Origin of the sequence: Actinomadura formosensis NBRC 14204, from assembly GCF_001552155.1 — a bacterium.
In the GTDB taxonomy this organism is placed as follows: Bacteria; Actinomycetota; Actinomycetes; order Streptosporangiales; family Streptosporangiaceae; genus Spirillospora; species Spirillospora formosensis.
Window position 1 is genome coordinate 1 of record NZ_BCQQ01000034.1, and the last position, 25936, is coordinate 25936.

Genomic DNA, 25936 nt, shown 5'->3' on the forward strand with positions numbered 1-25936 from the left:
GAGCGCCCGCGCCGCCGGGCTGCGCGGCCCCTCCGCCCGCCAGGCCAGCGCGATCCGCCCGGTCAGCCGCGGCCGGACGATCGGCATCGCGTGCAGGTCGTCCGGCAGGCCGCGGGCGGCGGACTCGGGGAGCATGGCGACACCGAGGCCGTGCGCGGCGATCTGCGCCAGAATGGGCGGTTCGCCGGCCTCGAACGCGACGCGCGGCCGGAGCCCGGCGTCCGCGAACGCCGAGTCCAGGACGGCCCGCAGCCCGGTCCCCTTCGGCAGGCAGATCAGCGCCTCCCCGGCGAGCGCCCGCAGCGTGATCGTGGACCGCCGCGCCAGCGGGTGATCGCGGCTGACGGCGGCGAAGAGGTCCTCCTCGATGACGACCCTGGTCGCGATGCCCGCGGGCGCTTCGGCGCCGAGGCTGAGGAACGCGAGGTCGATGCGCCCGCCGCGAAGCCCGTCGGCTAGGGTGTCGGCATCCTGCTGAATGACGGCGATCTCCACGTTCGGATGGTCCCGGTGGAATTCGGCCAGCATGCCGGGAAGGTCGAGTGCCCTGATCCAGTCGATGGTGCCGATCGTGACGTGCCCGCGCAGCAGCCCCGTCAGCTCGTCCACCGCCAGCCGCGCGCCTTCGACGGCCGCGAGCGCCGCCCGCGCGTAGGGCAGGACGGCGGCGCCGACCTCGGTCAGCCGGACCGTGCGCCCGGACCGGTCGAGCAGCGGTTGGCCCAGCTCCCGTTCCAGTTGCCGGATCTGCGCGCTGACGCCCGGCTGGGCGACGTGCAGCCGGGCCGCGGCCTTGGTGAAGCTCGCCTCTTCGGTCACCGCAACGAAGTACTCCAACTGGCGCAGCTCCATAACCGGACATGCTAATCCCGAGTTCGTCCAGCTCCTCGGCTTCTGCCGAGACGATGCCGGGCGCACCCGGGGCCGGTGCCGTCGGCAACCATTTCTTTTGCTGCTCTTGGGGGCGTTGCTGCTGTTCAGAGGACTGATTCCGGTCTGGGCGGTGAAGACCTCACCTGCGGGAGGTCGGGTGTACGGACTGCGCACATGGTCCATAAGGGTGCGGATGACCGTGATTGCCGGAATGGTCACCGCGGTGATCTGTGTCATCGTGACCGCCCTGATCCTCGCGGAGGTGCGTGACTCCGAGACCGACTCCAGGCGCAGCGAGACGACGGCCGCGGCGCTGCGGGTGGCCTATGAACTCCGGCGCGGTCCGGCCCGGACCGGTTTCGGCACCCCGGACGAGGTGGTCGTCCAGGTCACGGACGAGCACCGGACGGTGATCTCGGGGACGCCGGGCCCGACGCTGAACGGCCCGCCGATCGCCGATTTCCTGCCGTCGGCGAGCCGGGTCTACTCCACGCGGGAGGTGTGCTCGTCCGCGGGCGTGCCGGGCTGCGCGTGGGTGATCGGATTCCGCATCTACCGGCCGGGCGGGGACTGGTTCGTCTACGCCGCGGCCCCGACCGTCTCCTGGTACGTCAACCCCGGCCTGATCATGTTCCTGGTCAGCGTGTCGGTGCTGGCGACTCTGCTGGCGTGCCTGCGCGCCTGGGCGACGGTGGATCAGACCCTCACCCCGGTGGACGCGATCCGCGCCGAACTGGCGGAGATCACCGCGATGCAGTCGGGCCGCCGGGTGACGGTGCCGGAGAGCCGGGACGAGATCAGGTGGCTGGCGGAGGCCGCGAACGCGACCCTCGACCGGCTGGACAGCGCACTGGAGCGGCAGCGCAGCTTCACCTCCGACGCGTCGCACGACCTGCGCAGCCCGATCGCCGCCGCCCGCACGCAACTGGAGGAGGCGCTGCTCTTCCCCGACCAGGTCGACTGGCCGCGGACGGCGCGGGGCGTCCTGCTGAGCCTGGAACGGCTCCAGGCGATCGTGACGGACCTGCTGCAACTGGCCCGTCTGGACGCGGCGGCCTGGGAGGAGGTCGAGACGGTCGACCTCGGCGCCATGGTGACCATCGAGATCGCGAGGACGGAGCGGACGAAGCGGATCGTCCCGCACCTCCAGGAGGGCGTCACGGTCCAGGGGGACCGGCTCCGGCTCCTCCGCCTCTTCACGAACCTGCTGGACAACGCCGAGCGGCACGCTGACGCGCGGGTGGACGTCACGGTCCGCCGCAGCGACGAGCACGCCGTCCTGGAGGTTCTGGACGACGGGGCGGGCATCCCCGAGGAGCACCGTGATCTGGTCTTCCAGCGGTTCGCGCGGCTGGAGGACAGCAAGGCCCGCGATCCGGCCGGCACCGGCCTCGGGCTGCCCATCGCGCAGGAGATCGCCCGGCTGCACGGCGGAACCCTCACGATCGAGGACAGTCCCCGCGGTGCCCGGTTCGTCGTGCGCATACCTCGGAACGTTCCAGAACGTACCGATCCCTCCTCTTAGCCGGCCCTGGGCGGGATGTGGAAAACCCCACGGCATGGGTGCACGCGGGGTCGTGAGGGTGTGGGGCCCGCGCGGGGACGGGCCGGGACGTGTCAGATGACGGACCGTTCGGGCAGGCCGTGCAGGTAGACCCACCCTTCGATGTCCGTTTGCTTGACCCTGCAACTGATGGGCTCGTACTCGGCGGCGTTCACGTAGCCGGGGCTGTGGGCGATGACGGAGTCGTAGACGAAGCGCGACGCGATGACACCGAGGTCGGCGCCCGTCGCGACGAGCCTTTCCTTCAGCGGGGCGGCGTCGAGGAGCCGGGCCGCGGTGATGATCGTCCAGCCGGACACGCCGGGCGGATCGGGCATCACCGGCCCGACGTCGATCGCGACCCGCAACTGGATGCGGACCGGCTCGCCCGACCGGTGGTTGTGGCGGCGCAGCCGCATGCCGAGCGACGCGATCATGGGGTCGATGACGGTGGAGGTCGGCATCCCGGGCGGGACGACGATCAGCGCGCCGTCGCCGCGGTCCTCGAGGTGGCAGGCGTCCCAGGACACCCTCGACTCCTCGAAGGACTCCCGGAGGGCGGCGTACATGGCGTGCCGCACCTCGATCCGGTCGGTGTCGCTGCGGATGCGCGAGCTGAAACCGGCGATGTCGGTGTACACGATGGTGCAGTTCTGGCCCGCCCATGACGGACTGGCGGAACCGGACGCGGTGCCGGCGGTGGGCTGCGCCTGGGACGGGACAGGAACGGCCGTCCGGGGGCGCGCCTGCGGCGCGGACTGCTCGACCGGGGGGCGGGAGTGTTCCACTGTGTGCCGGCCGGGCATGGCGCCCTGGTCCGGCCGCGGCGCGGACAATGCGCACAAGCCGGGCGCGAGGCATCGGGTGATCGTCGCGCACGGGACGATATGGGGATCGGCCACCGCGTACGGGGGATGAGGGGGCCACTGCGGCGGTATAGACGTGTACCCCGTCGCGTAGGGCAGCGGGGGGCCGTACCGGACCGCGTACCCGTGCCGCGCATCGGGAACGGCGTACGGGACGACGTACGGCCGCTGCGGGAGACCGGGCTGCTGCGGGAGACCGGGCTGCTGCGGGAGACCGGGCTGCTCGGTGAGCCGGTCGTACATCTCGCGTTCCATGACGGTGAACACGCGCGGGTAGCGCTCCAGGTAGGCGGCGAACTCCTGCGTGGTCATGCACAGGGCGTGGAGGACGTCCAGGGCGATGACGGTGGCCGAGCGCCGGCGCAGTTCCAGCGCGGCGCGTTCGCCGATGATGTCGCCGGGGCCGCGGTGGGCGATGATCCGTTCGGTGCCGTCCCGCTCGACGCAGACCCGCACCATGCCGGACGTGATCACGAGCGTGCGGTCGGCGAGTTGCCCTTCGGACCACAGCACCGCGCCGGCCGGGTAGACCACCTCCCGGGCGGAGGCGAAGAACGCGACCTGCTCGATGTTCGTGAGGGATCGCCAGAACCGGAGCCGCTCGGTGGCCTCGGTCTGCCGGGCGGATACCGGACGCGCGGCCTGCCGCGGCTCAAGGCCGCGGTTCTCGGCCCCCGGCTCGCCGTACGCCGGTTCGTCGTGCGCCTGTTCGTCATATGCCGGTTCGTCGTACGCCGGCGAGGGGCCGGCGGTGCCCGTCCGGGGGCGGACGATCTGGTCCGGGTCGTGCCGGCGGGCGTGTTCGGCCATCAGCACACCCGCCTTGCGCCCGGCCGCGGGGAGAACGATGGAGTCGTGGTGTTCCTGGGGTGGACGTCAAAGATCGGGGGATGAATCTGCTCTCTTGACATGTCAAGGGCCCCATGCCTCGAAGCGCGACTCCGGGTCCCGTGGGTGGTGCCGGGGGCACCCGGTACCGGCCCACCGTGGCCGAAGTCACATCACCTATAGCCCGTACCGCATGATCGCGGTTAGACTGGGTGAGTCCGCAGAAAACGTTTCGGCAGGTCAGCCCCGATATTTCTGCGTTTCCGCAGGTGTCTGCGCAGGCCCGCCGGGGTGCTTTCGCGCGACTCAGGGAGTCGCTCTCCACTTTCCGCCGGTCGTCTTGGCTGCCAACCGGTGATCGGCGGAAGTGGCGGGCGACTCTGTCATGCCCGCCGCCGGCGTTCGCCGGCGATGCCGAAGTCTCGTGGCGTTATCGACCTCCCCGTTCGGCGCGTGCCCCCGTGTCCCTCGTGTACCGGCGGTGCCCCCGTGGCCCGTTCCTCCGGCGGGGAGAGCCCCGGCCGGGGGACACGCGCGTCCCGTCCAGAACTCTTCACCCTGTGTCAAGACCGTCGATGCCCGGATGTGGCATCAAGTCCCGTGGCAAGTCGGCGTCTGCTAGTCTGCTATGTAGCACATTACAACATAGTTCACCGGCATGCAGCAGCCTGAAAGCTTCTGCCGCGACTTTTGGGCGATATGACGGGGTCTGGCATGGGGGACGAAGATCTCATGGCCGAGACATGTAGCACAGTGGATGCAAGTGGGATGCCGCCTCTTTTTGTGCCATGTAGCATCCAGGCTGGTGGCATTAGCTACTTAGAGTGACGATCACTACTTAAAGCGAGCGAAACGATGACCAGTGACCAGGGACCGATAGTCCAAAGCGCGCTGCTGCGTACCGAACTCGTCCGCCTGCGCAAGGAGAAGAGGCTGACGCAGGAGCAGGTGGCGCGGCAGCTCGAATGGTCCCCGTCGAAGCTCATCAGGGTGGAGGGCGGCAAGAACGCCATCACCCGGACCGACCTGCAGGCTCTGCTCGCCGTGTACGACGTCACCTCGGAGGGACGCCAGGAGCGGTTGCAGGCGCTGGCTCGCGGCGCGCGGGAACCGGCCTGGTGGAACGCCTACCGCGGAGAGCTGGACCCGAGCTTCCTGAACTACGTGGGCTACTGCGCGGGCGCGGCCTTCATCCGGCAGTTCCACGGGACGGTCGTGCCGGGGCTGATCCAGACCCCCGAGTACGCCGAGGCGCTCAGCACCGGCAAGGTCTCCGAGCAGGCGAGAGCCCTCGCGGTGAAACTGCGCATCCAGCGGCAGCAGGAACTCGCCAAGCGGGAGAATCCGCCGCGGCAGCACTACATCATCGACGAGGCCGTCATCCGCCGCCACGTCGGCATCTCCATCGATCCCGGGATCATGCCGGCCCAGCTCAACTACATCGCCGACGCCGCCGAGCGCGACGACGTGCTGACGGTCAGGGTCGTCCCGTTCAAAGCGGGAGCGCACGTCGGGCTGGACGGGCCGTTCAGCGTCCTGGAATTCGACGGCGACCTCGACGACGTCCTGTATCTGGAGGGACGGTCGGGCGCCAGCGTGATGATCACCGGGGAGGACGACCGGATCGCCGAGTACCGCGACGCCTTCGAAATCCTGCTGGAGCAGGCGCTGCCGGCCGACCAGTCGATCGAGCTGATGCGCCAGGCCGCCGAAGACCTCATGGCTTGACTCTGAGACCCCGACTCGACTCCACCGGAGGTGACGGCCGCATCGAGCATCCCCAAGGCGAGTAGCCGCCATAGCGCACAAAGTGATCTTGTGTTCCCTTGTAGGCGGAATAACTGGAACCGTTTACACTCGTGATCGGGAAATTTTCCACAAGGTCGTGCTTTGTCGTGCCCTGCTTGGTGCTCGCCCGCCGGGTGTTCCCGCCCGATCGGTCCGGCGAGGCGGCACCTGCCGGCAATGGACGGAGGGTTGCTGGATGGTGGACCTGTCGACTAGGAGAGCCGTGCTGAACTGGCGCAAGAGCAGTGCGAGCCAGGCCGCCAACGAGTGTGTGGAGGTGGCGGCGTCCGGCCCGTCGGTGCTGGTCCGTGATTCCCACGACCACGCCGCCGGAGTCATCGCCCTGGCTTCCACGCAGTGGAGGGGCCTCCTGAATGCCATTCGAAACGGAGAGTTGGACCGGCGCTGAGTCACCCGACTCATTTCCCCGCTCCCACATGAATTGTCGTATATCGCGACTTCCTGATGGCTTTACTGGCGAGCTTTGACAGGACGGCGGGCGGCCCGGCTCGTATTCGGGGCACCCTGAGCGGACCCTGAGCGGACCCTGAACCGTCCCTGATCGCCCTGTTCCGGTGAAGGACCGGCCCCTAGCTTGATCGTCAGTGACCCGCCGAGGCGGGCCGATCTCCCCTCTGACGTCCCTTCACCGGAGGACACATGCTGCGCAGACACCGGGCCGCCGCCTGGGGCACGGCCGCCGTGACGGGCCTCGCGCTCGTCGTGGCGTCCATCCCCGCACGGGCGGGCGGGGCCGAGGCCGCACCCGCCACGTCCACGATCGGCTGGAGGGCGTGCGGGCCCGACGGCGGAGCCGAATGCGCGACCCTGCGGCTGCCGGTCGACTGGTCGCACCCGGGCGGGCCGACGTTCGGGCTGGCGATCGCGCGCCGCAAGGCCCTCGACCCGGCCGCCCGCATCGGCACCCTCGTGTTCGGCCCCGGCGGACCGGGCGACTCCGGCGTGGACCGTGTCACCCGACTCGAAGGCGGCATCGACCGGTTCAGCGACGAACTCCGCAAACGCTTCGACATCGTCAGCTTCGACCCGCGCGGGGTGGGCGCCAGCCAGCCGGTCACCTGCTCCGCCGCCCTCCTCGGCGCCCGCCCGTCCCCGATGATCAAGAGCTCGGAGCAGTTCGCCGCGGCCCTCGCCCACAACGCGCGCCTCCGCGCCGACTGCCGGGCCCGCACCGGACCGCTCTACGACCACGCCGACACGCTCAGCACCGTCCGCGACGTGGACGCCCTCCGCGCCGCGCTCGGCGAGTCGAAACTGACCTTCCATGGCAGCTCGTACGGGACGCTCCTGGGCGAGATGTACGCCGAGACGTTCCCGGAGCACGTCCGCGCGATGGTCCTGGAGAGCGTCGTCGACCACAGCGTCCGCAGCACCCGCCGGTTCCTGGTATCCGAACTGGCCGCGGCACAGGACTCCTTCGGCCAGTTCGTCGCCTGGTGCAAGCGCACGGAGAGCTGCGCCCTGCACGGCAAGGACGTCCGCGCCGTCTGGCGGGACCTGCGCGCCCGCGCGGCACGTGGCGAACTGTCCGACCCCACGGCCCCCGGGCGGCCGCTTCCGGAATTCCACCTGGTGCTGATGGCCTACAAGAAGTTCTACGGCCCCGACTGGGCGGAGCTGGCTTCGATCCTGGCCACGCTGAACGAGAGCAAGCCTCCCAAGGGAACGCCGCAGCCCGCGAAGACGCCCGCTGAGGCCACCGCCACGGACAACTTCACCGCGCAGTTCTGCTCGGACTGGAGCCTGCCCGTCCGCGACTACAAGCACTACGCCAAGCTGATGCGGCACACGGCCAAGGTCGCGCCCGACATGACGTACGCGCGTCCCGCCATGGCGGTTTCCACGTGCCTCGGCTGGCCGCAGCCCGTCCGCAACCCGCAGCATCGCCTCCGCGTCCACGGCAGCGCGCCCATCCTGCTGTCGAACGCCGTTCACGACCCGGCGACCCCGTACTCGTGGGCCCAGAACGTGGCCCGCCAGCTCGGCCGGACGGCGACACTCCTCACCTACGAGGGCGCCGGCCACGGCACCTACAACCGGGGTCCCTGCACGCGGGACACGATCGACCGCTACCTGATCTCCCTGCGACTCCCCGACCGGGCCACCACCTGCCCCGCGACCTGACCCCGCCGGCGGAGCCGAGGCCGCACCCGGACGGGACGCATGGTCAGTAGAGGAAGGGGATCTCTATGCCCTCGGCGCCGGTCAGGGCGGTGCCGGGGGAGCGGCCCAGGAGCCAGGCCAGCAGGGACGTTGCGGGGCCGGTGACGACGAGGTCGCCGTTGCCGTGCTCTTGGCCCGTGTCGGTGGCGTACAGGCGGAGGTTCGGGGCGTCGTCGCGGCGGGCGAAGGAGGCGGTGACGCTCACCAGCAGCCGGGCGGTGAAGCCGGCGGGCCAGTCGCCGGGCGTGAAACCGGCGTCCAGGTCGACATGGTGGATGAGCACCTCGGTGAGGCGTGCGTCGGCGGCTCGGGCGGCGGGGTGGCGGGCGCCCGTGGTCCATTGGACGGTGCGCTCCCACGCCTCGTCCGGCATGAGGGTGAATGCCTCGGCGAACCTGTCGGCGCTTTCCCGGACGTCCGCCAGGAGGGCGTCCGCCGGGCGGCCCGCGCCTTCCGCTATTTCGGCGGCGCGGGCCTCCAGGCCGGGGTACTCGTAGGACTCGACGCCGGTACGCGCCCAGGTGAGCAGGCGGGTGCCGCCGTCGGCGTTGCGGGCGAGGTGGGTGAGGACGTGGCCGCGCGTCCAGCCGGGGAGCAGGGACGGCGCGCGGACGCCGTCGTCATCGAGGCGGGCCGCGCTGGCCAGGAGGGCTTCGGTCGCGGCGGTGATCTCGGCGAGGGCGATCACGCGGTGATGTCCTCGGGGAGGAGGGTCGCGAGCTGTTCCGTCGTGAGTTCCGCGCCTTCTTCGGCGAGGCGTTCGGTGCGGCGCGCGTGCGCGGTGACGGCGGCCCTGAACAGCTTGTCGACCTCGCGTCCGTTGCCGTTCCGGAAGCGGTCGGCGCCGGCTTCGAAGTGCTCCGCCAGCGCCGCCCGGGTCGGGTCCGGGACGAGGTAGTCCGCCGCCTCCGCCTTGCCGAGGAAGATCGAGACGAGACCGTCCACGGCATAGGGACGGAAGGTCAGCGTCCGGGCGAAACGCGAGGCGAGGCCCGGATTGGCGGAGAGGAAACCGTCCATCTCGGCGGTGTATCCGGCCGCGATCACGATGACCTCGTCGCGGTGGTCCTCCATCAGCTTGACGAGGGTGTCGATGGCCTCCTGCCCGAAGTCGTGGCCCGTCCCCGCCGGCCGCGACAGCGTGTACGCCTCGTCGATGAACAGCACGCCGCCGCGTGCGCGGTCGAACACGTCCGCCGTCTTCCGCGCGGTGTGCCCGACGTACTGGCCGACCAGGTCGACGCGTGCCGCCTCGACGACCTGGCCCTGCGCGAGGACGCCGAGGGCCGCGAGCAGCTCCCCGTACAGCCGGGCCACGGTCGTCTTGCCCGTCCCCGGCGGCCCGGCGAAGACCAGGTGCCCGGTGAACGGCTCCGCCTCCAGCCCGGCCGCCCGGCGGCGCCGCGCCGACGCCAGCAGGTCCAGCAGGTCGCCGATCTCCCGTTTCACCTCGTCCAGCCCGGTCATCGCGGCGAGCCGGGCGAGGACGCCGGCCGCCTGGCCCGCGTCCCGTGCCTCGCCGAACCGCGCGGCGAGGCCGGTGCCGACGTCGAGATCCTCGGGCAGCAGCAGGCTCAGCTCGTCCCCGGACGGCAGGTCCGGCAGGTCGGCGAGGCGCTGCGCCTGCCGCTCCACCGCCGCCTCGAACACCCGGCGCGCCGCCCGGCCGTTGCCGAACCCCGTGTCCCGTTTGACGGACGCGAAGTGGGCGAGGACGGCGTCCCGCGCGTCGGCCGAGAAGCGGTACCCGTTCTTTTCGGCCTGCGACTCGGTGATCTGGAGCAGTTCGGCGGGGCTGTAGTGCTCGAAGTCGACCGTCCGGGAGAAACGGGACGACAGGCCCGGATTCACGGCCAGGAACTCGCGCATCTCCGCCGGGTACCCGGCCGCGATCACCACGACCTCGTCGCGGTGGTCGTCCATCAGCTTGACGAGGGTGTCGATCGCCTCCAGACCGAAATTGTGACCGGTGTCGGCCATGCGCGAGAGGGTGTACGCCTCGTCGACGAACAGCACGCCGCCGCGTGCGCGGTCGAACGCCTCCGTCGTCTTCAGCGCCGTCCCGCCGATGACCCGCGCCACCAGATCCGCCCGCGTCACCTCGATGACCTGGCCTTTCTCGACAACGCCGAGGGCGGCGAGAATCCGGCCGTAGAGCCGCGCGACGGTCGTCTTGCCGGTGCCGGGCGGGCCCGCGAAGATCATGTGGCGGCCGATCACCGGACCCGGCGGCAGCCCGGCGAGGCGGCGCCGTTCGGCGACCTTCTGCAGGTTCGTCAGCTTGCGGATCTCCTGCTTCACCGCGGCCAGGCCGATCATCGCGTCGAGTTCGGCGAGCAGGCCGTCGGCGGTGGCGCCGTCCGGCTCGGGCGCCCGCGGCGCCGCCGGGGACGCCTCCGCGGTGGCCTCCGCTGTGCTCTCTGCGGGGTCCTCTTCCTCGTAGCCCAGTTTGTCCGGCGCGGCGTTGCGTTCGCTCGTCACCCCGTCCATGTGGACGCGTGCCGTCGTCGAGGTGCACAGGCCCGGCCCGCCGGTCTCCACCACCGTGCAGTCGCGCAGGGTGAGGTCGGAACCGGGGTCCGCGCCCGCGCCGATGATCTTGCTGCCGGTGATGGTGGTGCCCTCGACCGTCCCGTGACCGCCGGCGCCCACGGCGATGCCGCCCTGCTCGGCGCGCTCCACCCGCCCCCGGACGACCGTGACGCGGCCCCGCTCGCCGACGGCGACGCCGTGCTCACCCGCGTCCAGGAGTGCGCAGTCCTCGAAGGTGCCGGTGCCGTCCTCGTCGGCGACGATCCCGTGGCGGTGCGGCGACTCCACCCGGAGCCGCCGGCCGGTCAGCCGCCCGCCGGCCGTGACCCACGCCGCATCGACCCCGGCGTCCTTGACCAGGCAGTCCTCGGCCAGCGCGGACGCGTTGTCCCGGACGACCAGCGAGCACTGCCGGGAGCCGTGCAGCGCCGTGTTCCGGACGGCGGCGTCCGCCCGGTCGTCCACCAGGATCGCGGCCGCCGCGGGGTCGCTGATCGTGCACTGCTCGATCAGCGGTTTCGAGCCCTCCGTCACCCAGATCCCGTGGCCGCCCGCGCCGTCCACCCGGCATGATCGGACGGTCACCGAGCTGCCCATGCGCAGCGCCACCGCGTTGCCGACGGTCCCGGCGACATCGGTGGACTCCATGATCCCGGACGCGCCGGAGTAGACGACCCCGGCGTCGCGGACCCGGCAGCCGCGCAGCGCCAGCCGGCCGCCCCGCCACACCCGGACGGCCGCCGTCTCCGACCGGGCGACGAACTCGCACTGCTCGGCGAGGACACTGCCCTCCATGACGTCCAGCGCGAGGCCCTCGGCGCTCCAGTTCCGGACGATGAGGCCCTGCAGCGTGACGTTCCCGGTCAGCTCGACCGTCGCGTCCGCCGCGCCGTCCAGGGTGACCGAACCCGGCCCGCCCGCCGCCGTCAGGACGACATCGCCCGGGGTGCGGAATCCGGTGTTCGGGTACTGCCCCGGCTCGATGACGATCTGCCGCCCGGCCGGACCGAACGGCGGCAGCGGCGCCCGCAGCGCGTCCAGTACCGTCCGATACGCCCGGGGGGAGGTCTGTGACACGACCAGACGCAGCAACGGGCCTCCTCACGAATCATGGTCATGGTGCCATGAGGCGGGGGCGGTGTTGATGATCAGCGGACGCCGCGCGGCCGGAACTGGACGCTGATCCTGGCGCCGGTCACGCGGACGCTCTTCGGGATGGCGTGATCCCACGTCCGCTGGCAGCTTCCGCCCATCACGATGAGGTCGCCATGGCCCAGGTCGTGGCGGATGATCCGCCCGCCGCCGCGTGGCCGGAGCGTCAGGCTCCGCGGGGTGCCGACCGACAGGATCGCCACCATCGTGTCGTGCGTGGCGCCGCGGCCGAGCCTGTCGCCGTGCCAGGCCACGCTGTCGCGTCCGTCCCGGTACAGGCAGAGGCCGGCGGTGCGGAACGGCTCGCCGAGTTCGGCGGCGTAGTGGGCGTCGAGCGCCGCCTTCGCCTCGTCCAGGACGGGGTCGGGGAGCGGTGCGCCCTCGTCGTAGAACGCCAGCAGGCGGGGGACGTCCACGACCCTCTCGTACATGCGGCGCCTCTCGGCCCGCCACGGCACGGACGTGAGCAGCCGCTCGAACAGCGCGTCCGCCCCCGGGATCCAGCCGGGGAGAACGTCCACCCAGGCGCCGTGGGCCAGCCGCGTCCGCCGCGCCGAACTCAGCGGACGCGGGCCGCTCTCGTCCGCGCGGTCCAGCAGCGACCCTTGGAACATGCCCCCACTGTACCCCTTCTGATCAAACGTATGTTCGATCGGGATCGGGGTGCGAATGGACCGTGGACGGGTCAGCGGCGACCGTCCGGAGCGGGGAGAACCGGGTGTCCAGGAGCCTCCGCGCGCCCGCCGCCATGACCCATGTGTTGACCGTCGTCCCGCGACGAACGCGACGACCGCCGCCGATGTGTTCACCCTGCCACCGCCCGCTTGATCGACATCTGCGGGCGACGCTATTGCGGCCTCCGCAGAGAGTGCCTCCCGCCGGAGAGGGGGATGCCTGGTCCCGGCGGGGGATCAGTAGTCGTTCAGCAGGTCCTTGAGGAAGGCGGTGGTGCGGGCGGGGCGGGCGGCGCGGATGACGAGCGTGTCCATGATCTTCTGGTAGCGGGCGGACTCCTGCCCCTCGGGGTAGCGGGCGCCGGTCAGGTGCTCCAGGTAGACCACGTCCTCCAGGTCGTGCGCGGCGAACCGGACGATCGTGATCGGCCCGCCGAGCGCCAGATGCCCGCCCGCGGCGAACGGCAGGACCTGCAGCCGCACGTTGGGCATCTCCTCCGACACCGTGATCAGGTGCTCGATCTGGGCGCGCATCGTGTCCCGCCCGCCGATCGGCCTGCGCAGCGCCGCCTCGTCGATCACCGCCCACAGCGTGGCCCGCCCGACCTGCCGGTGCAGGATCCGCTGCCTGGTCATCCGGACGGTGAGCCGCCGTTCGAGCCCGTCGTAGGCCGCGTCGTGGTGTTCGAGCCCGATCACGACCCGCGCGTAGTCGCGGGTCTGTAACAGGCCCGGGATGTACTGCACCTCATAGGTGCGGATCGTCGTCGCCGACTGCTCAAGCCCGAGATACTGCTCGAACCAACTGGGGATCGCGTCCCCGTAGCTCTGCCACCAGCCGGGTTTCTTCGCCGCCCGGACGAGTTCGAGGAAGCTCTCGCGTTCGTCCTCGTCGTGGACGCCGTAGAGGTCGAGCAGGTCGAGGACGTCGCGGACCTTGAACCCGTGCCGCCCGAGCTCCAGCCGGCTCATCTTGGACGCCGACGCGCGGATCGCCTCCCCCGCCTCCGCCTGCCCGATGCCGTTGTCCTCGCGCATCCGCCGTAGCCGCGCCCCGATCTGCATGCGCAACGCGGTCGGCCCCGCCTGCCGATTGACCAGCACAAGATCTCCAGCGTCCCGTACGTCCCGTACGCCCCGACAACCATCGGAGGGTCTCACGAACAATGATAGATGTGCAGGAAATTTACCGACATAGATATGTAACCGAGTCCCCGATTAGGGACCGTTCCATTCGGGGGTGTCACCGCTCCGGAACCAGCAGATCCAGATCGGCCCGCGTCACCCGGGCCCGCTCGGCGACGCGGTCCCGGTCGGTGCCGGCCTGGCCCACGATCTCGATCGCCCGGGTCAGCATCGTGGGCTGTTCCAGGGGCTTGCCCGGCCCGGGTTCGTGCCGTCGCCAGCCCCGCGAGCTCATCGCGCTCATCGCGTTCCGGTACGCGGTCTCCTGCATGATTCCGAGCGTGCGGGCCCGATAGAGCAGCGCCGCCATACTGACGCCCCACGTCGCCTTGAGCCGGGCCAGGTGGTCCCAGTCGGCGGTGCCGGGCAATTCACCGGCGATATCATGCTCCGGCATGAGGAATTCCGCCGCGAACCGATGCGCCTGGTCTTCGACGACCTTTTCGCCCGGCTCGGCGTCGGCGTGCATCACCAAATGTCCCAGCTCATGGGCCGCGTCGAACCGGTTACGCCAGTAATCGCCCTTGGCCGGGTTGAAGAAGACCATCGGCCTCGGGTGGACGCCCACGCTGAACGCGTCGACCCTTTCCGCGGCCTGCGGCAGTACGAGGACGATCACGCCGTGCTTTTCGAGCAGCCGGACGACATGCGGCACCGGGCCGGGCCGATCCAGCAGCGCCTTCCGGGTGAGCAGGGCCGCCTCCACGGGGCCGGGGCCGGCGATCTCGTCCGGCGACACCGGGTACTCGGGCAGGTCCACCTCGGGGAAGTCGACGAGGGCTTCGAGCGCGGCGACGACGTCGGTGGCGATGCGCCCGTAGGCGAGCGCCTGGTCCCGCTCGATCTGGCTGGTCGACCTGAGCGACCGGAAATGGGCCCCGTCCATCGAAACGGCGCTACGCCCGCCCTGGAAGAACTCGACCGGCACCCCCAGCGCGATGGCGAGCCGCTTCAGCACGGGCTCCTCGGGGATCTGGACGCCCGCCTCGTACCGTCCGATCGCTTTCGGCGTCGTCCCCACGGCGTCCGCGAGCTGGTTCTTCCGCAACCCCCTGAGCCGCCGGGCCAGCGTCAGCCGCTCGCAGTCGAACAGCACCCGAGCCACCCTTTGCTAGGCCGATTTCGTCTCCCCGCGGAGCCGCATCGGGACGTCTTCGTGGTCGTCCCACAGCGGCATCGTCCGCTCGACGAGCTTACGCCGTGGATCGGGCCCGATGGCGTCATCGACGGGCTTCACCCAGTGCCAGGCCGCCCCGCCGTCAGCGTTCCACCTGGGTCGCCCCAGGAAGAGTTCCATCTCCAGAGGTTCGTCGGTGGCGCTGTGCGCGAGAACCAAGGTCACGACGCCGGGCGTGTCGCGCGCCTCAAGGCCCAGCGGCAGCGCCAGCTGCGGGTCTTCCCGGTAGCTCTGCCGCGCCACGGCCTGCTTGGTGGGGCTGGCGCGATCCCACCGGATGCCCCGGACGTTCCCGAACTCGTGCCGCTTGAGCAGGACGCGGTACGGGCCGTACCGCCACCCGGGCGACCCGTTCAGATCGTCCCGGACGACCTGCTTCGGCAGATCCCTGCGGAAAACGCGGTCGAGGTGGCTTTCCAGGAGCTCGAACGCGCCGACGCCGTACGTCCGCTCCTTGAACCCCGCCGCGCGGCTCAGGCCCCCGAACAGGGCAAGCGTTGCCTCACGGTGAGCCTCCCGCGCCCCATGCAGGAACCCCACCGCCAAGAGTTCGTCCCAAGCAACACGGTCCTCAGCCACGCGTCCACTGTAGGCAGACCCACCGACATTACGAGCCGGGTCATCTCTCGACGCCGAAGAGCCGGATATCCCGCAGCCGCGGCTCCGGCCCGGCCCGGCCTTCCCGTACCCACAGGGCATGGACGGTCAGCAGCACCAGCCGCCGAGCCCCGAAGAAGAACACCACGGCCAGCGGCAACTCCACGACAAGCGCGGTGACGACGCTCAGAACGAACTCTCTCGACCCCCACGAGAGCCACACGTCGAACCAGGCATCGCACAGGAGCAGCGTCCCGCTGATGAGCTGCCCGAAAACGGCGATCTGCAGCCGCTTCCAGACCGCGAACGCCGTAGCCGCGATCGCCACCGTCAACCCGACATCGAACCCGATCCAGGCCACCGCCCACTGCCCGGCGGTGAAATGCTGCGGCAGCGTGAAACCCAGTACCACCGTCCAAGGCACGAGCCAGGCACAACACGCCACCAGCAACACCAGCACGACCCCGCGCCGCCGCCGGTACCGGGGCTCCTCCAGCGGGTCCACCTCCCTGGCCGCGAGCAGAGCCCGCAACAACTCGGCCCGCTCCTGCGCCGAAAGCCCCCGCACCTGCTCAGGCGTCAGCACCCGTCACCACCTCCTCACACTTGCCACCATAAGGAGCCGTCGCGGCTACCAGGTGCCGGGGAACTTGAGGATGAGGTCGATCTGCTCGGCGGCCGACTCCGCGTCCCCGCAGGGCCAGAGGTAGCCCTGCCTCCCGCGCAGCGTTTCGTAGTAGCCCCACGTCCCGCCCGGGGTGGCCCGGACAGAGACCATAAGGCCGACTTCGTTCGTGGCACTGGCGCGCACCCACAGCATGGGCAGCGGGCTCGGGAATTCTTCGGGACGGTAGAACTTGACGAAGCGCCACCCTTTCGCCTGGAGGGCGGAGGCCAGCGCGTCCAGATGGTACGTAGCGGTCCGCCTGCCCATCCGGGTGCGCAGGCGGAGCACCTGCCGCTCGGCCCGGACGCTCAGAGCCCGCACTTGGCCCACGTGATCTTCCCTTTCATGAGCAGCGGACGCGTGCCCCACTCCTCCGCGAGACCGGCGACCATGAGGAGCCCGCGCCCGTTGACGGCGGTGTCGCTCTCCGGCTGGACGACCGGGAGCCCGTCCCCGCCGTCCCAGACTTCGAGGACGGGCATGCCGTCGCGCTCGTCCCGCAACACCCGCACGACGATCGGCCCCTGCCCGTGCAGGAGCGCGTTAGTGACCAGTTCGGATGCGATGAGCTGCGCGGTGTAGGCGTCCCCGAGACCCCACTCCTGGAACTGCTCGCCAACAAACCGCCGCGCCACCCCGGGCGCCCGCTCGTCCGCGTCCAGAACAAGCGTCGGCACCTCCCCCGCCCGAACGACCGCCCCGCCACTCTCCCCGTGCCTGCTCAATGCACTCCACCTTCCGTGTCCGTTATGGCTTCAGGCGCGTCTAGACCCACATGCCCTCGGCCAGGTCGAGACGACGGCCGCACTCGGCGGCGAGCGCGGTGATGATGGGCAGGGCTCACCTGCCGTTGCCGCCCCGGCTCTCCGTCAGGACGGTCGTTCTGGGACGGGAAAACCTCAACGCCGCGTATCGCGATGACCGCATCCGCGAGCCCGGCCGGGGTGGCGGCCTCAACGAGACGGCCCTCGGCCAGCGCCCACCACCGACGGGTGTGGAACCCGAACCACGCCACCACGCCGAAACGGCACTCCAGGTCACGGATCTCGGCGCGGAGGATCGGCCCGGTGCTTATGGGGACGGTCGCGTCGGAAAACACGATCACGCCTCCGCCTCAGACAGCAGCGCGTCCAGTTCCTCCACCGTTCGCGCGCGCAGCCGCCGGTACGAGGGCGCGCCGGGCAAGGTGTGGGCCACCCAGTCGCCATGCCGCCCGCCCGGCAGGACTTCACGCCAGATCTCCCACGCGTGTCCGTGCTTGGCGTGCAGCTCCTCGGCTGGTGAGGGACGAGGGGTTTCCACAGTGACGCTCTTCTCGGCTTCCTGGCTGCTGGAATGCCGGAGACGCTACGCACAGTAATAGTATCGGTACAGTTACGCTACGCAGTCATTTCTCATTACCTGCACCGGAAGGGATATGGAGCGTAGTCGTTTGGATACTGACCCCCACAGGGCGGGGTTCCGCGACTTACGCTGAGGTCGTCGAGACGCTCAAGGAAGGGCAGGGGCTATGCAGGACGCCAGCATCAGCGACCGCGTCCGGGAGCTACGACGCCGGCGCGGAATGACACAGGAGGAACTCGCCGAACGGGCCGGCCTGTCGCTCGCGGTCATCAAGAAGTTAGAGCAGGGCGGCACCTGCCGCATGGAGACCTACCACCAGCTCGCCCGCGCCCTCGGCGTCACGACCGTGTGGTTCGCCTTCGCAGGATCCCCCGAACCAACCGAGGCCACCGTCGATGATGTGGTGCTCGCGGACATGCGCTCGGCGATCAACCCGCCGATCGGCATGACCGGGCGCCCCCTGTACGGCACCGCTGACGGCGATCACCCCGACCTCGCGCGCCTTGGCGGCGCTGTCACCACGGTCGCCGCCAAGTACCACGCCGACGCCTACGATGATCTCGCGCGCTTCATGCCCGCCCTGGTGCGGTCCGCGCACCACCATGTCAATGTTCATGACACCGGAGACGAACACCGGAAAGCGCTGCGGCTCCGCGCCGACATTCTCTGCCTGGCGGGGCGGTACCTCATCCAGGTCCGCGCGCATGACCTGGCGCTGATCGCGCTGCACGCGTCGCTGCGGGACGCGGTGGAGATCGGCGACATCCCCCTCGCCGCCGCATCCGTCAGCTCGCAGGCGTGGGCGATGCTGCGTCAAGGACGCTTCGCCGAGGTCGAGCGCCTGTGCGTCGACACTGCCGGGCAGATCGAACCGAAGATGAGCAAGGCGTCGCCGGACGAGCTGTCCGGCTGGGGCTACTTGTTGTTGCGGGCCGCGGCGGCCGCGGCCCGCAACAATCGTGTTGAAGAAGCCCGGGAGTACGTTCGCGCCGCCGGGGCGGCTGGTGCCCGCCTTGGCCGCCAGCACGAAGATCTCGCCGGGCACGTGGCGTTCGGTCCTCTCACCACAGCACTGTTGGGCCCAGAGATCGAGCTGCTGGACGGCCATCCCGACCGCGCGCTCGAACTGGCGCGAGACATCCCGCGAGACGTCGGCGCCGGAAACACCTCCGGCTGGGACCGCCACCGCCTGGACCTCGCACGCGCGAAGATGCAAACCGGCGACCCAGAAAAAGCAACGGAAATCATGCAGACCATCCGCGCGGAGCACCCGTCATGGCTGCGCTACCAGCAGTACGGCCGCGACATCACCCGTGAGCTACTGGAGACGCGACCTCGTGTGCCCTCACAAGCGATGCTCGACCTAGCAGACTTCATGGACATAGAGCCCTAACCCAGCGCGCCCGGTCATGCACCCCCAAAGCCGTCGTCGCTAGGTCATCCCGTACTGACCTTGGCGTAGTGAAAGACCTCTGCGGGCAGCGGGTGTGCGAGTTCCCAGAGGATGCGCATCGGTCGTTCGCCCTCGTGCGAGACATACTTCATGGGGCCGGCATAGTCGTACGGGTCCTCCTGCTGCTCGCGAATAAACAGGTGGACTGTGGAGCCGCGAGCGGCGTGATTGATGTAGCGCTGACCTGTTTTTGAATCCTCGCGAGTACGCCCCTGCGACTCCCATTGAAACAGAGTCTGGCTAATGGCTCGGTCGTTGTACATGGTGCTCGGAGAGAAATGCTTCGTGTTTTTGTTAATTGTTACAAGGAACACGTCCACTTGTAGGTCAGGGAACCATTGAACGCCTGCAACCATTGATCCCGAAACCTCCATGCCGAAGGCTGCCAAAGCCTCCCCTCTGCTGTAACGAGCGTGCAGTCGAAGAGGGCGATTGGGTATCTCCGGGACGGCGGGTGTCAAACGATGGATCTTCTTGTAGAGGACCTCAATCACCTCGAGCAGTTCCTCGTGTCGCGCCGAGTTCACCCACAGATGTGCAAGATGCTGTTCTACAGCGCTCACGCCCTTACGGGTGTCGAAGGCAGTGTTCAGCATCGACAGCAGGAGTCGGTTACGGAAGGAGGCCTCGGCCACGCTAGGTGGCTTCGGCTGCTTCAGGAGTTCGCGAAGAAAACCGAGACGTTCAGGATCATTGAGGTGAAGTAGTCTGCTGATGGCCTTGCGCAGCTGGGCGTCGGCATCTGCGGACGGGACCGGCCGATGCTCGAGGCCAGCGTCCCGACGCAACGCTGTCCACCCTCCTCGGCTTCCTCGGTATAGGTCATCGAGCTCCAACCCAGTCTCCTTGAGGAACCGGCTCAAAGAGATATCCCTTTGCTGAAGAAGTTCAGAAGAAAGGTCTTTCCACCGGAAGCTTAGAGCTTGCTTTATGTTTGCTATGACTATCTTGCTGACTTCGCGATCCAGGTCAATGGCACAGCCGGGTGGCAGGGTGGGAAACCCGGCCTCTATTTCGTCTGCTAGTTGCCCGCGACGTATTCCAGTGAGGGCGGTGAAACGTCTATCGAAGCGAAAATTCTTATGCTGATGGCCAACAAAATCAAGAACCGTAAGCACGGGCTTGTCCTTGGTTAGCCTGAGTCCACGGCCCAACTGCTGGAGGAAGATCGTAGCGCTTTCAGTTGGGCGGAGGAACATGATGGTGTTGATATCAGGGACGTCCACCCCCTCATTGAAGAGGTCGACAGTGAAGACAGCTTTGATGTCTCCACTGCGAAGCTGTTCCAACGCGGCTGCGCGTTCCTGAGATTTCATTTCTGATGTAATCGCCACAGCAGGAATGCCTTTGCGGCAGAACCTATCGGCCATGAACTTTGCATGGTCGATACTCACGCAGAAGCCAACGGCCCTCATGTTCCCGAGGTTCGCTAGTTTATCCTTGAGCGCTTGGACAACCATGGTGACGCGGGTGTCTTGACCCGTGTACAGGTTGGTGAGTTCTTGGACGTCGTATCCCTGGCCTCGGCGCCAAGTGACGGCAGACAGGTCAACGCCATCATGGATCCCGAAGTAATGGAATGGAACCAGCATCCCGCGTTCGAGAGCTTCCCATAGACGCAGTTCAGCCGTAGGGCGCTTTTCATCGAACCAGTGAAGGATGTCTTCGCCATCCGTGCGTTCAGGGGTTGCGGTTAGCCCAAGCAAAACAACAGGCTCGATATGATCGAGCAACTGACTGTATGTATTTGCGGCGGCATGATGGAATTCGTCGACAATGACCATGTCGAAGTGATCCGGCGCGAGATTTGGAAGTTGGCGTAGCGACTGAATTGAGGCAAAGACATGCTTCCAGTTCTTGGGGCGGTTCCCGTCGACGAGTAGTTCGCCGAATGTGCCGTTTTTTAGAACAACCCGGAAGGTGCTGAGACTCTGTGCAAGGATCTCCTTGCGATGGGCGACAAAAAGTAGTGAGTCAACCTTGCCCTGTTTTTGAAGACGCTTGTAGTCGAGAGCAGCGACGATGGTCTTACCGGTACCGGTAGCCATCACTACGAGATTGCGCCAGTATCCATTGTTTTCTCGTGCTGCCTGGAGGGTGTCAAGCACCTCCTGTTGATATGGCCTTGGTGTGACGTCGATGTTGGCAACATGGAGGGGAAGGTCGCTGGGCCCTTTCTGCTCAGTCGCAAGAGCTTCGGCCAACCGATTGTGATCCCGAGCAGGATTGTACTTCTCGAATGCTGGGTCATTCCAGTATTCTTCAAAGGTGGCTGCAAAGGTGTCGACTAGATGCGGCTGTTCTGCGCGAGCTAGACGCACGTTCCATTCGACTCCATCGAGCATGGCTGTGCGTGAGAGGTTCGATGAACCCACATAGGCAGTATCGAGACCAGAAGTACGATGAAACAGCCACGCCTTGGCGTGCAGGCGAGTTCGGTGAGTGTCGTAAGAGATGGCTACCTCGGCACCCATGGCTACAAGGCGATCGACGGCGCGAACCTCGGTAGCTCCCATATACGTGGTAGTGATAATGCGTAGATGCCCACCCCGGGTGAGGAAATCACGCAATGCGTCTTCGACCAGGCGTAGCCCGTGCCACTTGACGAATGCAATTAGTAGATCGACGTGATCGGCAGAGGCGAGCTCCTTGATTACCTCATGTCCGATCTGTGGCTGGTCACGGCCATTGACGAGCAATGCACTGGAACTGAGCGGGACGCTAGGACGTGCTGGGAATGGGACTTTTCCGTCTGGCAAGCGATCTTTAGCTATAGCCAGAAGGACATCATTGCTCTCGTCGATTAGGTCGCCGGGGTCCGCAGCGTCCGGAGCAATCGATGCTACTGCCTTGCTGATCTGATTGACTATTTTGACCTGGTCGGCGATGCTTTTCGTTCCTGCGACCCTCAGTGCACGCCGAGTCAGCGCGGCAACATGGCGTACGAGCAACTCCTCTGCGTCCACGCCGTCGTCCAGATCAGCACGGTGGACGAGGTCGCCCTCGATCACTTGCAACTGTCGCTGCAGCGCGGTGGTGATGGCCTTCTCGTAGATGCCAGGGGAAAGCTCAGACATGCCCTCACCGTAGGGGGTGGCTACGACAGAAGGGAGATGTTCCTACTGATTGATGCCGAGATCGACTGGCTATTTCGTGAGGTTGGCTGAACGGTCATCCGAATCTGAGAACACGAGGACCTGCCCGAGATCGCGTCAAGGATCGCCGATGCGGTCAGGTGCGGGAGTGGCGGCGATCTGTAGTGGCCGTTGGTGCGGGGAGGCGGGGTTGGGGTGTCGGGCGGGGTGGGCCTGGAGGGGAGAAGTTCCTGGCCAGGGGGTCCGTGGGGCTCACGGGTGCGGGCATGGAACGGTCCCTCGTCTTCTTGCGAACCTGGTTACCGAGCTTCTGGTCTATCCGGGATCGGTGTCCCGACAGTGTCCGGTGGTCCAGGACGGGGGTCCTTTGGTCACGTCGATGGCGCGTGGGAGGACCTGGAGTGAAGAAGCGGAGCGGGATGCTCGTCGGAGCGAGCAGCAAGTCGGCGTCAGGCAAGGACTTCGCGGGACTGGACGCGGCGGCCGGGCCGTTCACGGTTCGCCGGTCGTATGAGAAGAAGCTCCCCAAGAGCTGGGCCGCGTCGGTCGCGGGCATCGACGTGGGGAAGCGCGCGTCGGTGTGGTCGTGCAAACCCGACCTGGAGGAGCTCTCGGACAAGGCGCTCGACAAGAGGCTGCGCGGGTTCGTGCAGTCCATCCCCGACTCGCATGTGGCGTTCCTGACCTGCTGGCACGAGCCGGACGCCAAGATCCGCGGGGGGAAGTTCGCGCTTGAGGAGTATCTTCCGGCGTTCCGGCGCTTCTGCAAGATCGTCAAGTCCGTGGGGAAGCCCCGGGTGTACACGGCGCAGATCGTGGAGGCGTGGTCCGGGCAGCACCCGAAGAAGGGCAGCACCTACGCGGAGCTGTGGCCCGGTGACGGCTACGTGGACGTCTACGTTGTGGACGGCTACTCCAACACCGGCAGCGGCAAGAAACTGTGGGGCCCCGCGGTGAAGTTCGCCGCCTCGAAGGACATTCCGTGGGGGATCGCCGAGCTCGGCTGCGTCCAGAAAATCGACACTTCGTGGATGAGGACGCAGGCGGCCTATGCCGCCGAGACGCCTGCGGGCGGAGCGCATGATCGGTGCGCTTTCCTGTGCTGGTTCTCCAACTCGGTCGGGGGCGTGGTGGCGACACCGGGAACGGACCCGGCGGCACGGGCGACCGCGAAGAAGATCTCCAAGAAGTACTACACCGCTCCCGGCTCTTTCAGGCTCTGATCGTTCGGGAGGAGGAAGCGACCGCCGGTTCGCCCGTCGCGGCGGGGCGAACCGGGCGGCCCGGGGGCATCGCCGGAACCGTGGCGTTCCCCGCGTCCGGCGACGCCCCCGGGTGACCGGCGGTGCCGGGGCGTGACGACCTGAGTAGAACTTGTTCTTGTCTTTGCCGGCGGGAGCGGTCAGTCTTGGGCGCATGGATCTGGTTGCCCTGGAAGAGATTCGGCGGTTGAAGCACCGGTATCTGCGGTGCGTCGACCTGAAGTTGTGGGACGAGTTCGCCGGAGTGTTCGCGGCGGACGCGGTCGCGGAGTACGACACCCCGGTGCTCGGGAGGACGCTGCGGCTGGAGGGGCGGGACGCGATCATCCAGTACATGCGGGAGAACCTCGACGACGGGAAGATCAGCACGCATACGGCCGGCTGTCCCGAGATCGACGTGGACGGGGACCGGGCCACCGGGGTGTGGTCGCTGGACGACACGATCATCATTCCCGAGCATCGGCTGCTCATCCGCGGGGCCGCCTTCTACCACGACGTCTACCGGCGTGACGGGGAGGGGCGATGGGTCGTCGAGAAGACCGGCCATCGGCGGACGTACGAGTACATGGTGTCGCTGGACGACGTCCCCAGCCTGAAATTCACCACCTCCCATTGACCGGGACTGAGGCATTGACCTGGGCTTAGAACGGGTTCTAGTGTCCGGTCTCTCGCGATTCCGACGGCGTTCGCGCCCGCGTCCCGAGGAGAGCACGGTGCCCACCGACTCAGCCGAAGGCAAGACCGACCCTCTCGACGCGGCGACGCGTTCGTTCGCCGACGCGATCGTCGAGGCCGAGCGGATCATCCGTAACGCGCCGCACGCCAAGACCGACCAGGACCTCGCCGAGGGGCTCGACTACCTCGCCGGCAGCATCAAGGCGTCCCTGCACATGGTCGGCGCCTACCAGCACGACTATCCGTTCTTCGCGTCGTCCACCGGCCCGTACACGAAGCTGGGGCTCGACAACCCCGACACCTTGTACTTCCACGCCTACATCCGGGACGACGCCGAGTATGTGGTGACCGGACGGCGGGGGACCACGGCCGATCTCAGCTTCCAGGTCATGAACGGTGACTACTCGCCCACACAGTCACCCGACAGCCTCACCGCGTTCGATGATCGCGAGCTCGACATCGCCGAGGACGGGACGTTCCAGCTCCGCTTCGGCCCGCCCAGGGCTGACGCGGGCCCCGGCTACGTCACGCTCCCTTCCGGGGCCGCGATGCTCATCGTCCGGGAGGTGTTCAGCGACTGGGAGAACGAACGGCCCGGGGAGATCCGCATTCACCGGGCCGAGACGCTCGGGACGTCCCCGCCGTCCGTGCCCGCCGAGCGGATGGCGCGGCGTTACCAGGTGGCCGGGAAGATGCTGGTGTCCAGGATTCGCACTTTCCTGGCCTTCCCCGAATGGCACTACCTGCGGTTGCCGGTCAACACGCTGACCGAGCCCCGTCCGACGCCCGGCGGGCTTGCCACGCAGTTCTCGTCCGTCGGCCACTACGACCTGGACGATGACGAGGTCATGGTCATCACCGCGCCGGCCGCCGACCGGGAAGTGGCGCCCTACCAGGGATTCCAGCTCGGCAGCATGTGGTACGTCTCGCTCGACTACATCAACCACCAGACCAGCCTCACCGCCGACCAGGCCCGTGTGGACGAGGACGGCATGATCCGGTACGTCGTCAGCGAGCGTGATCCCGGCCTCGCCAACTGGATCGAGCGGACCGGGCATCGGCGGGGATACCTGCAGTTCCGCTGGCAGCGGCTCTCGCGTGATCTCGCTCCCGAGGACGGTCCGAGCGCCGAGGTCGTGAAGTTCGACGAGCTGCCGAAACGCCTCCCCTTCTATGAGCGGCAGCGTGTCACCGAGCAGGAATGGACGGAGCGGATCGCGGCCCGTCAGGTCGCCGTCGCGAAAAGGATGCTCGGCTGATGACCGGACTTCTGGAAGGCAAGGCCGTCGTCATTTCCGGTGCCGGGCCTGGGCTGGGACGTGGGCTCGCCGTGCAGTGCGCCAAGGCCGGGGCCGATGTGGTGCTCGCGGCGCGTAATGAGCAGCGGCTTGCCGAGGTCGCGAAAACGGTCGAGGAGATGGGGCGTCGCGCCGTCACCGTCCCGACCGATATCAACGACCCGGCTGCCTGTGAGCACCTTGTGGAGACGGCCCGTGAGTCGTTCGGACGGGTGGACGGTCTCGTCAACAACGCCTTCGCGACGCCGCCGCTGACCGACCTGACCAAGGTCGATCTCGATGCGGTGCGGGCCGGGTTCGAGACGAACGTGCTGGCCGCGCTGCGGTTGACCAGGCTGTTCGTCCCCGCGCTGGAAGAGCGCGGCGGATCGGTCGTGATGATCAACTCGGCGGTCCTGCGGCACTCCCGGCGGACGTTCGGCGCCTACAAGATGGCCAAGGCGGCGCTTCTCGCGATGGCGCAGAACCTGGCGACCGAGCTCGGGCCGCGCGGCATCCGGGTCAACACGATCGCGCCGGGTTACATCTGGGCCGAGAACCTCCAGTGGTATTTCAACCATCTCGCCGAGAAGCGCGGTGTCACGGCGCAGCAGGTGTACGACGAGAACGCCGCCACGACCGATCTGCGGAAACTACCGGAACCCGACGAGGTCGCCGACGCCGTGGTGTTCATGCTGTCGCCGCTGGCCCGCGCGGTCACCGGGCAATGCCTGGACGTCAACTCCGGCGAGTGGCACCACTAG

General features: G+C 68.2%; 22 protein-coding genes. 9 read left to right on the top strand and 13 right to left on the bottom strand.

Annotated elements, in window-relative coordinates; all coding sequences use genetic code 11:
* Positions 1-852 (bottom strand): LysR family transcriptional regulator (locus tag AF1_RS11595; protein WP_067796482.1); only part of this gene is annotated, 852 nt, incomplete at its 3' end.
* 214 nt (positions 853-1066) lie between these two features.
* On the opposite strand from AF1_RS11595, the gene AF1_RS11600 reads away from it, so the two are divergent.
* Positions 1067-2398, top strand: coding sequence for a sensor histidine kinase (locus AF1_RS11600; protein ID WP_067796485.1), 1332 nt, complete (start codon positions 1067-1069; stop codon positions 2396-2398).
* 92 nt (positions 2399-2490) lie between these two features.
* On the opposite strand, the gene AF1_RS11605 is transcribed toward AF1_RS11600, so the two are convergent.
* Positions 2491-4092 carry a cyclic nucleotide-binding domain-containing protein gene (locus tag AF1_RS11605; RefSeq protein WP_067796487.1) on the bottom strand — a complete coding sequence of 534 codons (1602 nt, stop codon included), beginning with the start codon at positions 4090-4092 and terminating at the stop codon, positions 2491-2493.
* Positions 4093-4965: 873 nt separating this feature from the next.
* Between AF1_RS11605 and AF1_RS11610 the strand changes: the two genes are divergently transcribed.
* The 3 genes from AF1_RS11610 to AF1_RS11620 all read left to right on the top strand — a co-directional run bounded on the left by AF1_RS11610 (position 4966) and on the right by AF1_RS11620 (position 8043).
* Positions 4966-5838 (top strand): helix-turn-helix domain-containing protein, encoded by an 873-nt coding sequence (locus AF1_RS11610; RefSeq protein WP_067796490.1) that lies wholly within the window; start codon positions 4966-4968, stop codon positions 5836-5838.
* A 256-nt stretch (positions 5839-6094) separates the two neighbouring features.
* The gene (locus tag AF1_RS37015; protein ID WP_067796494.1) at positions 6095-6307 is read left to right on the top strand and encodes a DUF397 domain-containing protein; all 213 of its coding nucleotides are present in this window, start codon (positions 6095-6097) and stop codon (positions 6305-6307) included.
* Positions 6308-6558: 251 nt separating this feature from the next.
* Positions 6559-8043, top strand: a complete 1485-nt coding sequence (locus tag AF1_RS11620) for an alpha/beta hydrolase (RefSeq protein ID WP_067796497.1) — start codon at positions 6559-6561, stop codon at positions 8041-8043.
* 43 nt (positions 8044-8086) lie between these two features.
* Here the strand turns inward: AF1_RS11620 and AF1_RS11625 are convergent, their stop codons facing one another.
* The 10 genes from AF1_RS11625 to AF1_RS11670 all read right to left on the bottom strand — a co-directional run bounded on the left by AF1_RS11625 (position 8087) and on the right by AF1_RS11670 (position 17368).
* Positions 8087-8770, bottom strand: a complete 684-nt coding sequence (locus tag AF1_RS11625) for a maleylpyruvate isomerase family mycothiol-dependent enzyme (RefSeq protein WP_067796501.1) — start codon at positions 8768-8770, stop codon at positions 8087-8089.
* A complete protein-coding gene (locus tag AF1_RS11630) occupies positions 8767-11706 on the bottom strand; it encodes an AAA family ATPase (protein ID WP_067796504.1) in 2940 nt (979 codons plus the stop codon). The genes AF1_RS11625 and AF1_RS11630 overlap by 4 nt, the downstream gene beginning before the upstream one ends.
* A 56-nt stretch (positions 11707-11762) precedes the next feature.
* Entirely contained in the window at positions 11763-12380 is a 618-nt protein-coding gene (locus tag AF1_RS11635; RefSeq protein WP_067796507.1) for an alpha-ketoglutarate-dependent dioxygenase AlkB, read from the bottom strand.
* 297 nt (positions 12381-12677) lie between these two features.
* Positions 12678-13544 carry a helix-turn-helix domain-containing protein gene (locus AF1_RS11640; RefSeq protein WP_242608754.1) on the bottom strand — a complete coding sequence of 289 codons (867 nt, stop codon included), beginning with the start codon at positions 13542-13544 and terminating at the stop codon, positions 12678-12680.
* 139 nt (positions 13545-13683) lie between these two features.
* Entirely contained in the window at positions 13684-14721 is a 1038-nt protein-coding gene (locus AF1_RS11645; protein WP_242608753.1) for an XRE family transcriptional regulator, read from the bottom strand.
* A gap of 15 nt (positions 14722-14736) precedes the next feature.
* A complete protein-coding gene (locus AF1_RS11650; protein WP_067796513.1) occupies positions 14737-15381 on the bottom strand; it encodes a hypothetical protein in 645 nt (214 codons plus the stop codon).
* 40 nt (positions 15382-15421) lie between these two features.
* Entirely contained in the window at positions 15422-15985 is a 564-nt protein-coding gene (locus AF1_RS11655) for a hypothetical protein (RefSeq protein ID WP_067796516.1), read from the bottom strand.
* Positions 15986-16030: 45 nt separating this feature from the next.
* Positions 16031-16387 (bottom strand): hypothetical protein, encoded by a 357-nt coding sequence (locus AF1_RS11660; protein ID WP_131732557.1) that lies wholly within the window; start codon positions 16385-16387, stop codon positions 16031-16033.
* Positions 16375-16743, bottom strand: a complete 369-nt coding sequence (locus AF1_RS11665) for an ATP-binding protein (protein ID WP_131732556.1) — start codon at positions 16741-16743, stop codon at positions 16375-16377. Before AF1_RS11665 ends, AF1_RS11660 begins: the two co-directional genes overlap by 13 nt.
* Before the next feature lie 424 nt (positions 16744-17167).
* Positions 17168-17368 carry a hypothetical protein gene (locus tag AF1_RS11670; RefSeq protein WP_067796524.1) on the bottom strand — a complete coding sequence of 67 codons (201 nt, stop codon included), beginning with the start codon at positions 17366-17368 and terminating at the stop codon, positions 17168-17170.
* Positions 17369-17576: 208 nt separating this feature from the next.
* On the opposite strand from AF1_RS11670, the gene AF1_RS11675 reads away from it, so the two are divergent.
* Entirely contained in the window at positions 17577-18803 is a 1227-nt protein-coding gene (locus AF1_RS11675) for a helix-turn-helix domain-containing protein (protein ID WP_084262791.1), read from the top strand.
* A gap of 44 nt (positions 18804-18847) precedes the next feature.
* Here the strand turns inward: AF1_RS11675 and AF1_RS11680 are convergent, their stop codons facing one another.
* Positions 18848-21940, bottom strand: coding sequence for a DUF3427 domain-containing protein (locus tag AF1_RS11680; RefSeq protein WP_067796527.1), 3093 nt, complete (start codon positions 21938-21940; stop codon positions 18848-18850).
* A gap of 419 nt (positions 21941-22359) precedes the next feature.
* Here AF1_RS11680 and AF1_RS11685 point away from each other — a divergent pair, with 419 nt between their 5' ends.
* The 4 genes from AF1_RS11685 to AF1_RS11700 all read left to right on the top strand — a co-directional run bounded on the left by AF1_RS11685 (position 22360) and on the right by AF1_RS11700 (position 25936).
* A complete protein-coding gene (locus tag AF1_RS11685; RefSeq protein WP_067796530.1) occupies positions 22360-23181 on the top strand; it encodes a glycoside hydrolase family 26 protein in 822 nt (273 codons plus the stop codon).
* A 193-nt stretch (positions 23182-23374) separates the two neighbouring features.
* Positions 23375-23836 (top strand): nuclear transport factor 2 family protein, encoded by a 462-nt coding sequence (locus AF1_RS11690; protein WP_067796532.1) that lies wholly within the window; start codon positions 23375-23377, stop codon positions 23834-23836.
* Between the two features lie 97 nt (positions 23837-23933).
* Positions 23934-25154, top strand: coding sequence for a hypothetical protein (locus AF1_RS11695; protein ID WP_067796536.1), 1221 nt, complete (start codon positions 23934-23936; stop codon positions 25152-25154).
* Positions 25154-25936, top strand: a complete 783-nt coding sequence (locus AF1_RS11700) for an SDR family oxidoreductase (protein WP_067796539.1) — start codon at positions 25154-25156, stop codon at positions 25934-25936. Before AF1_RS11695 ends, AF1_RS11700 begins: the two co-directional genes overlap by 1 nt.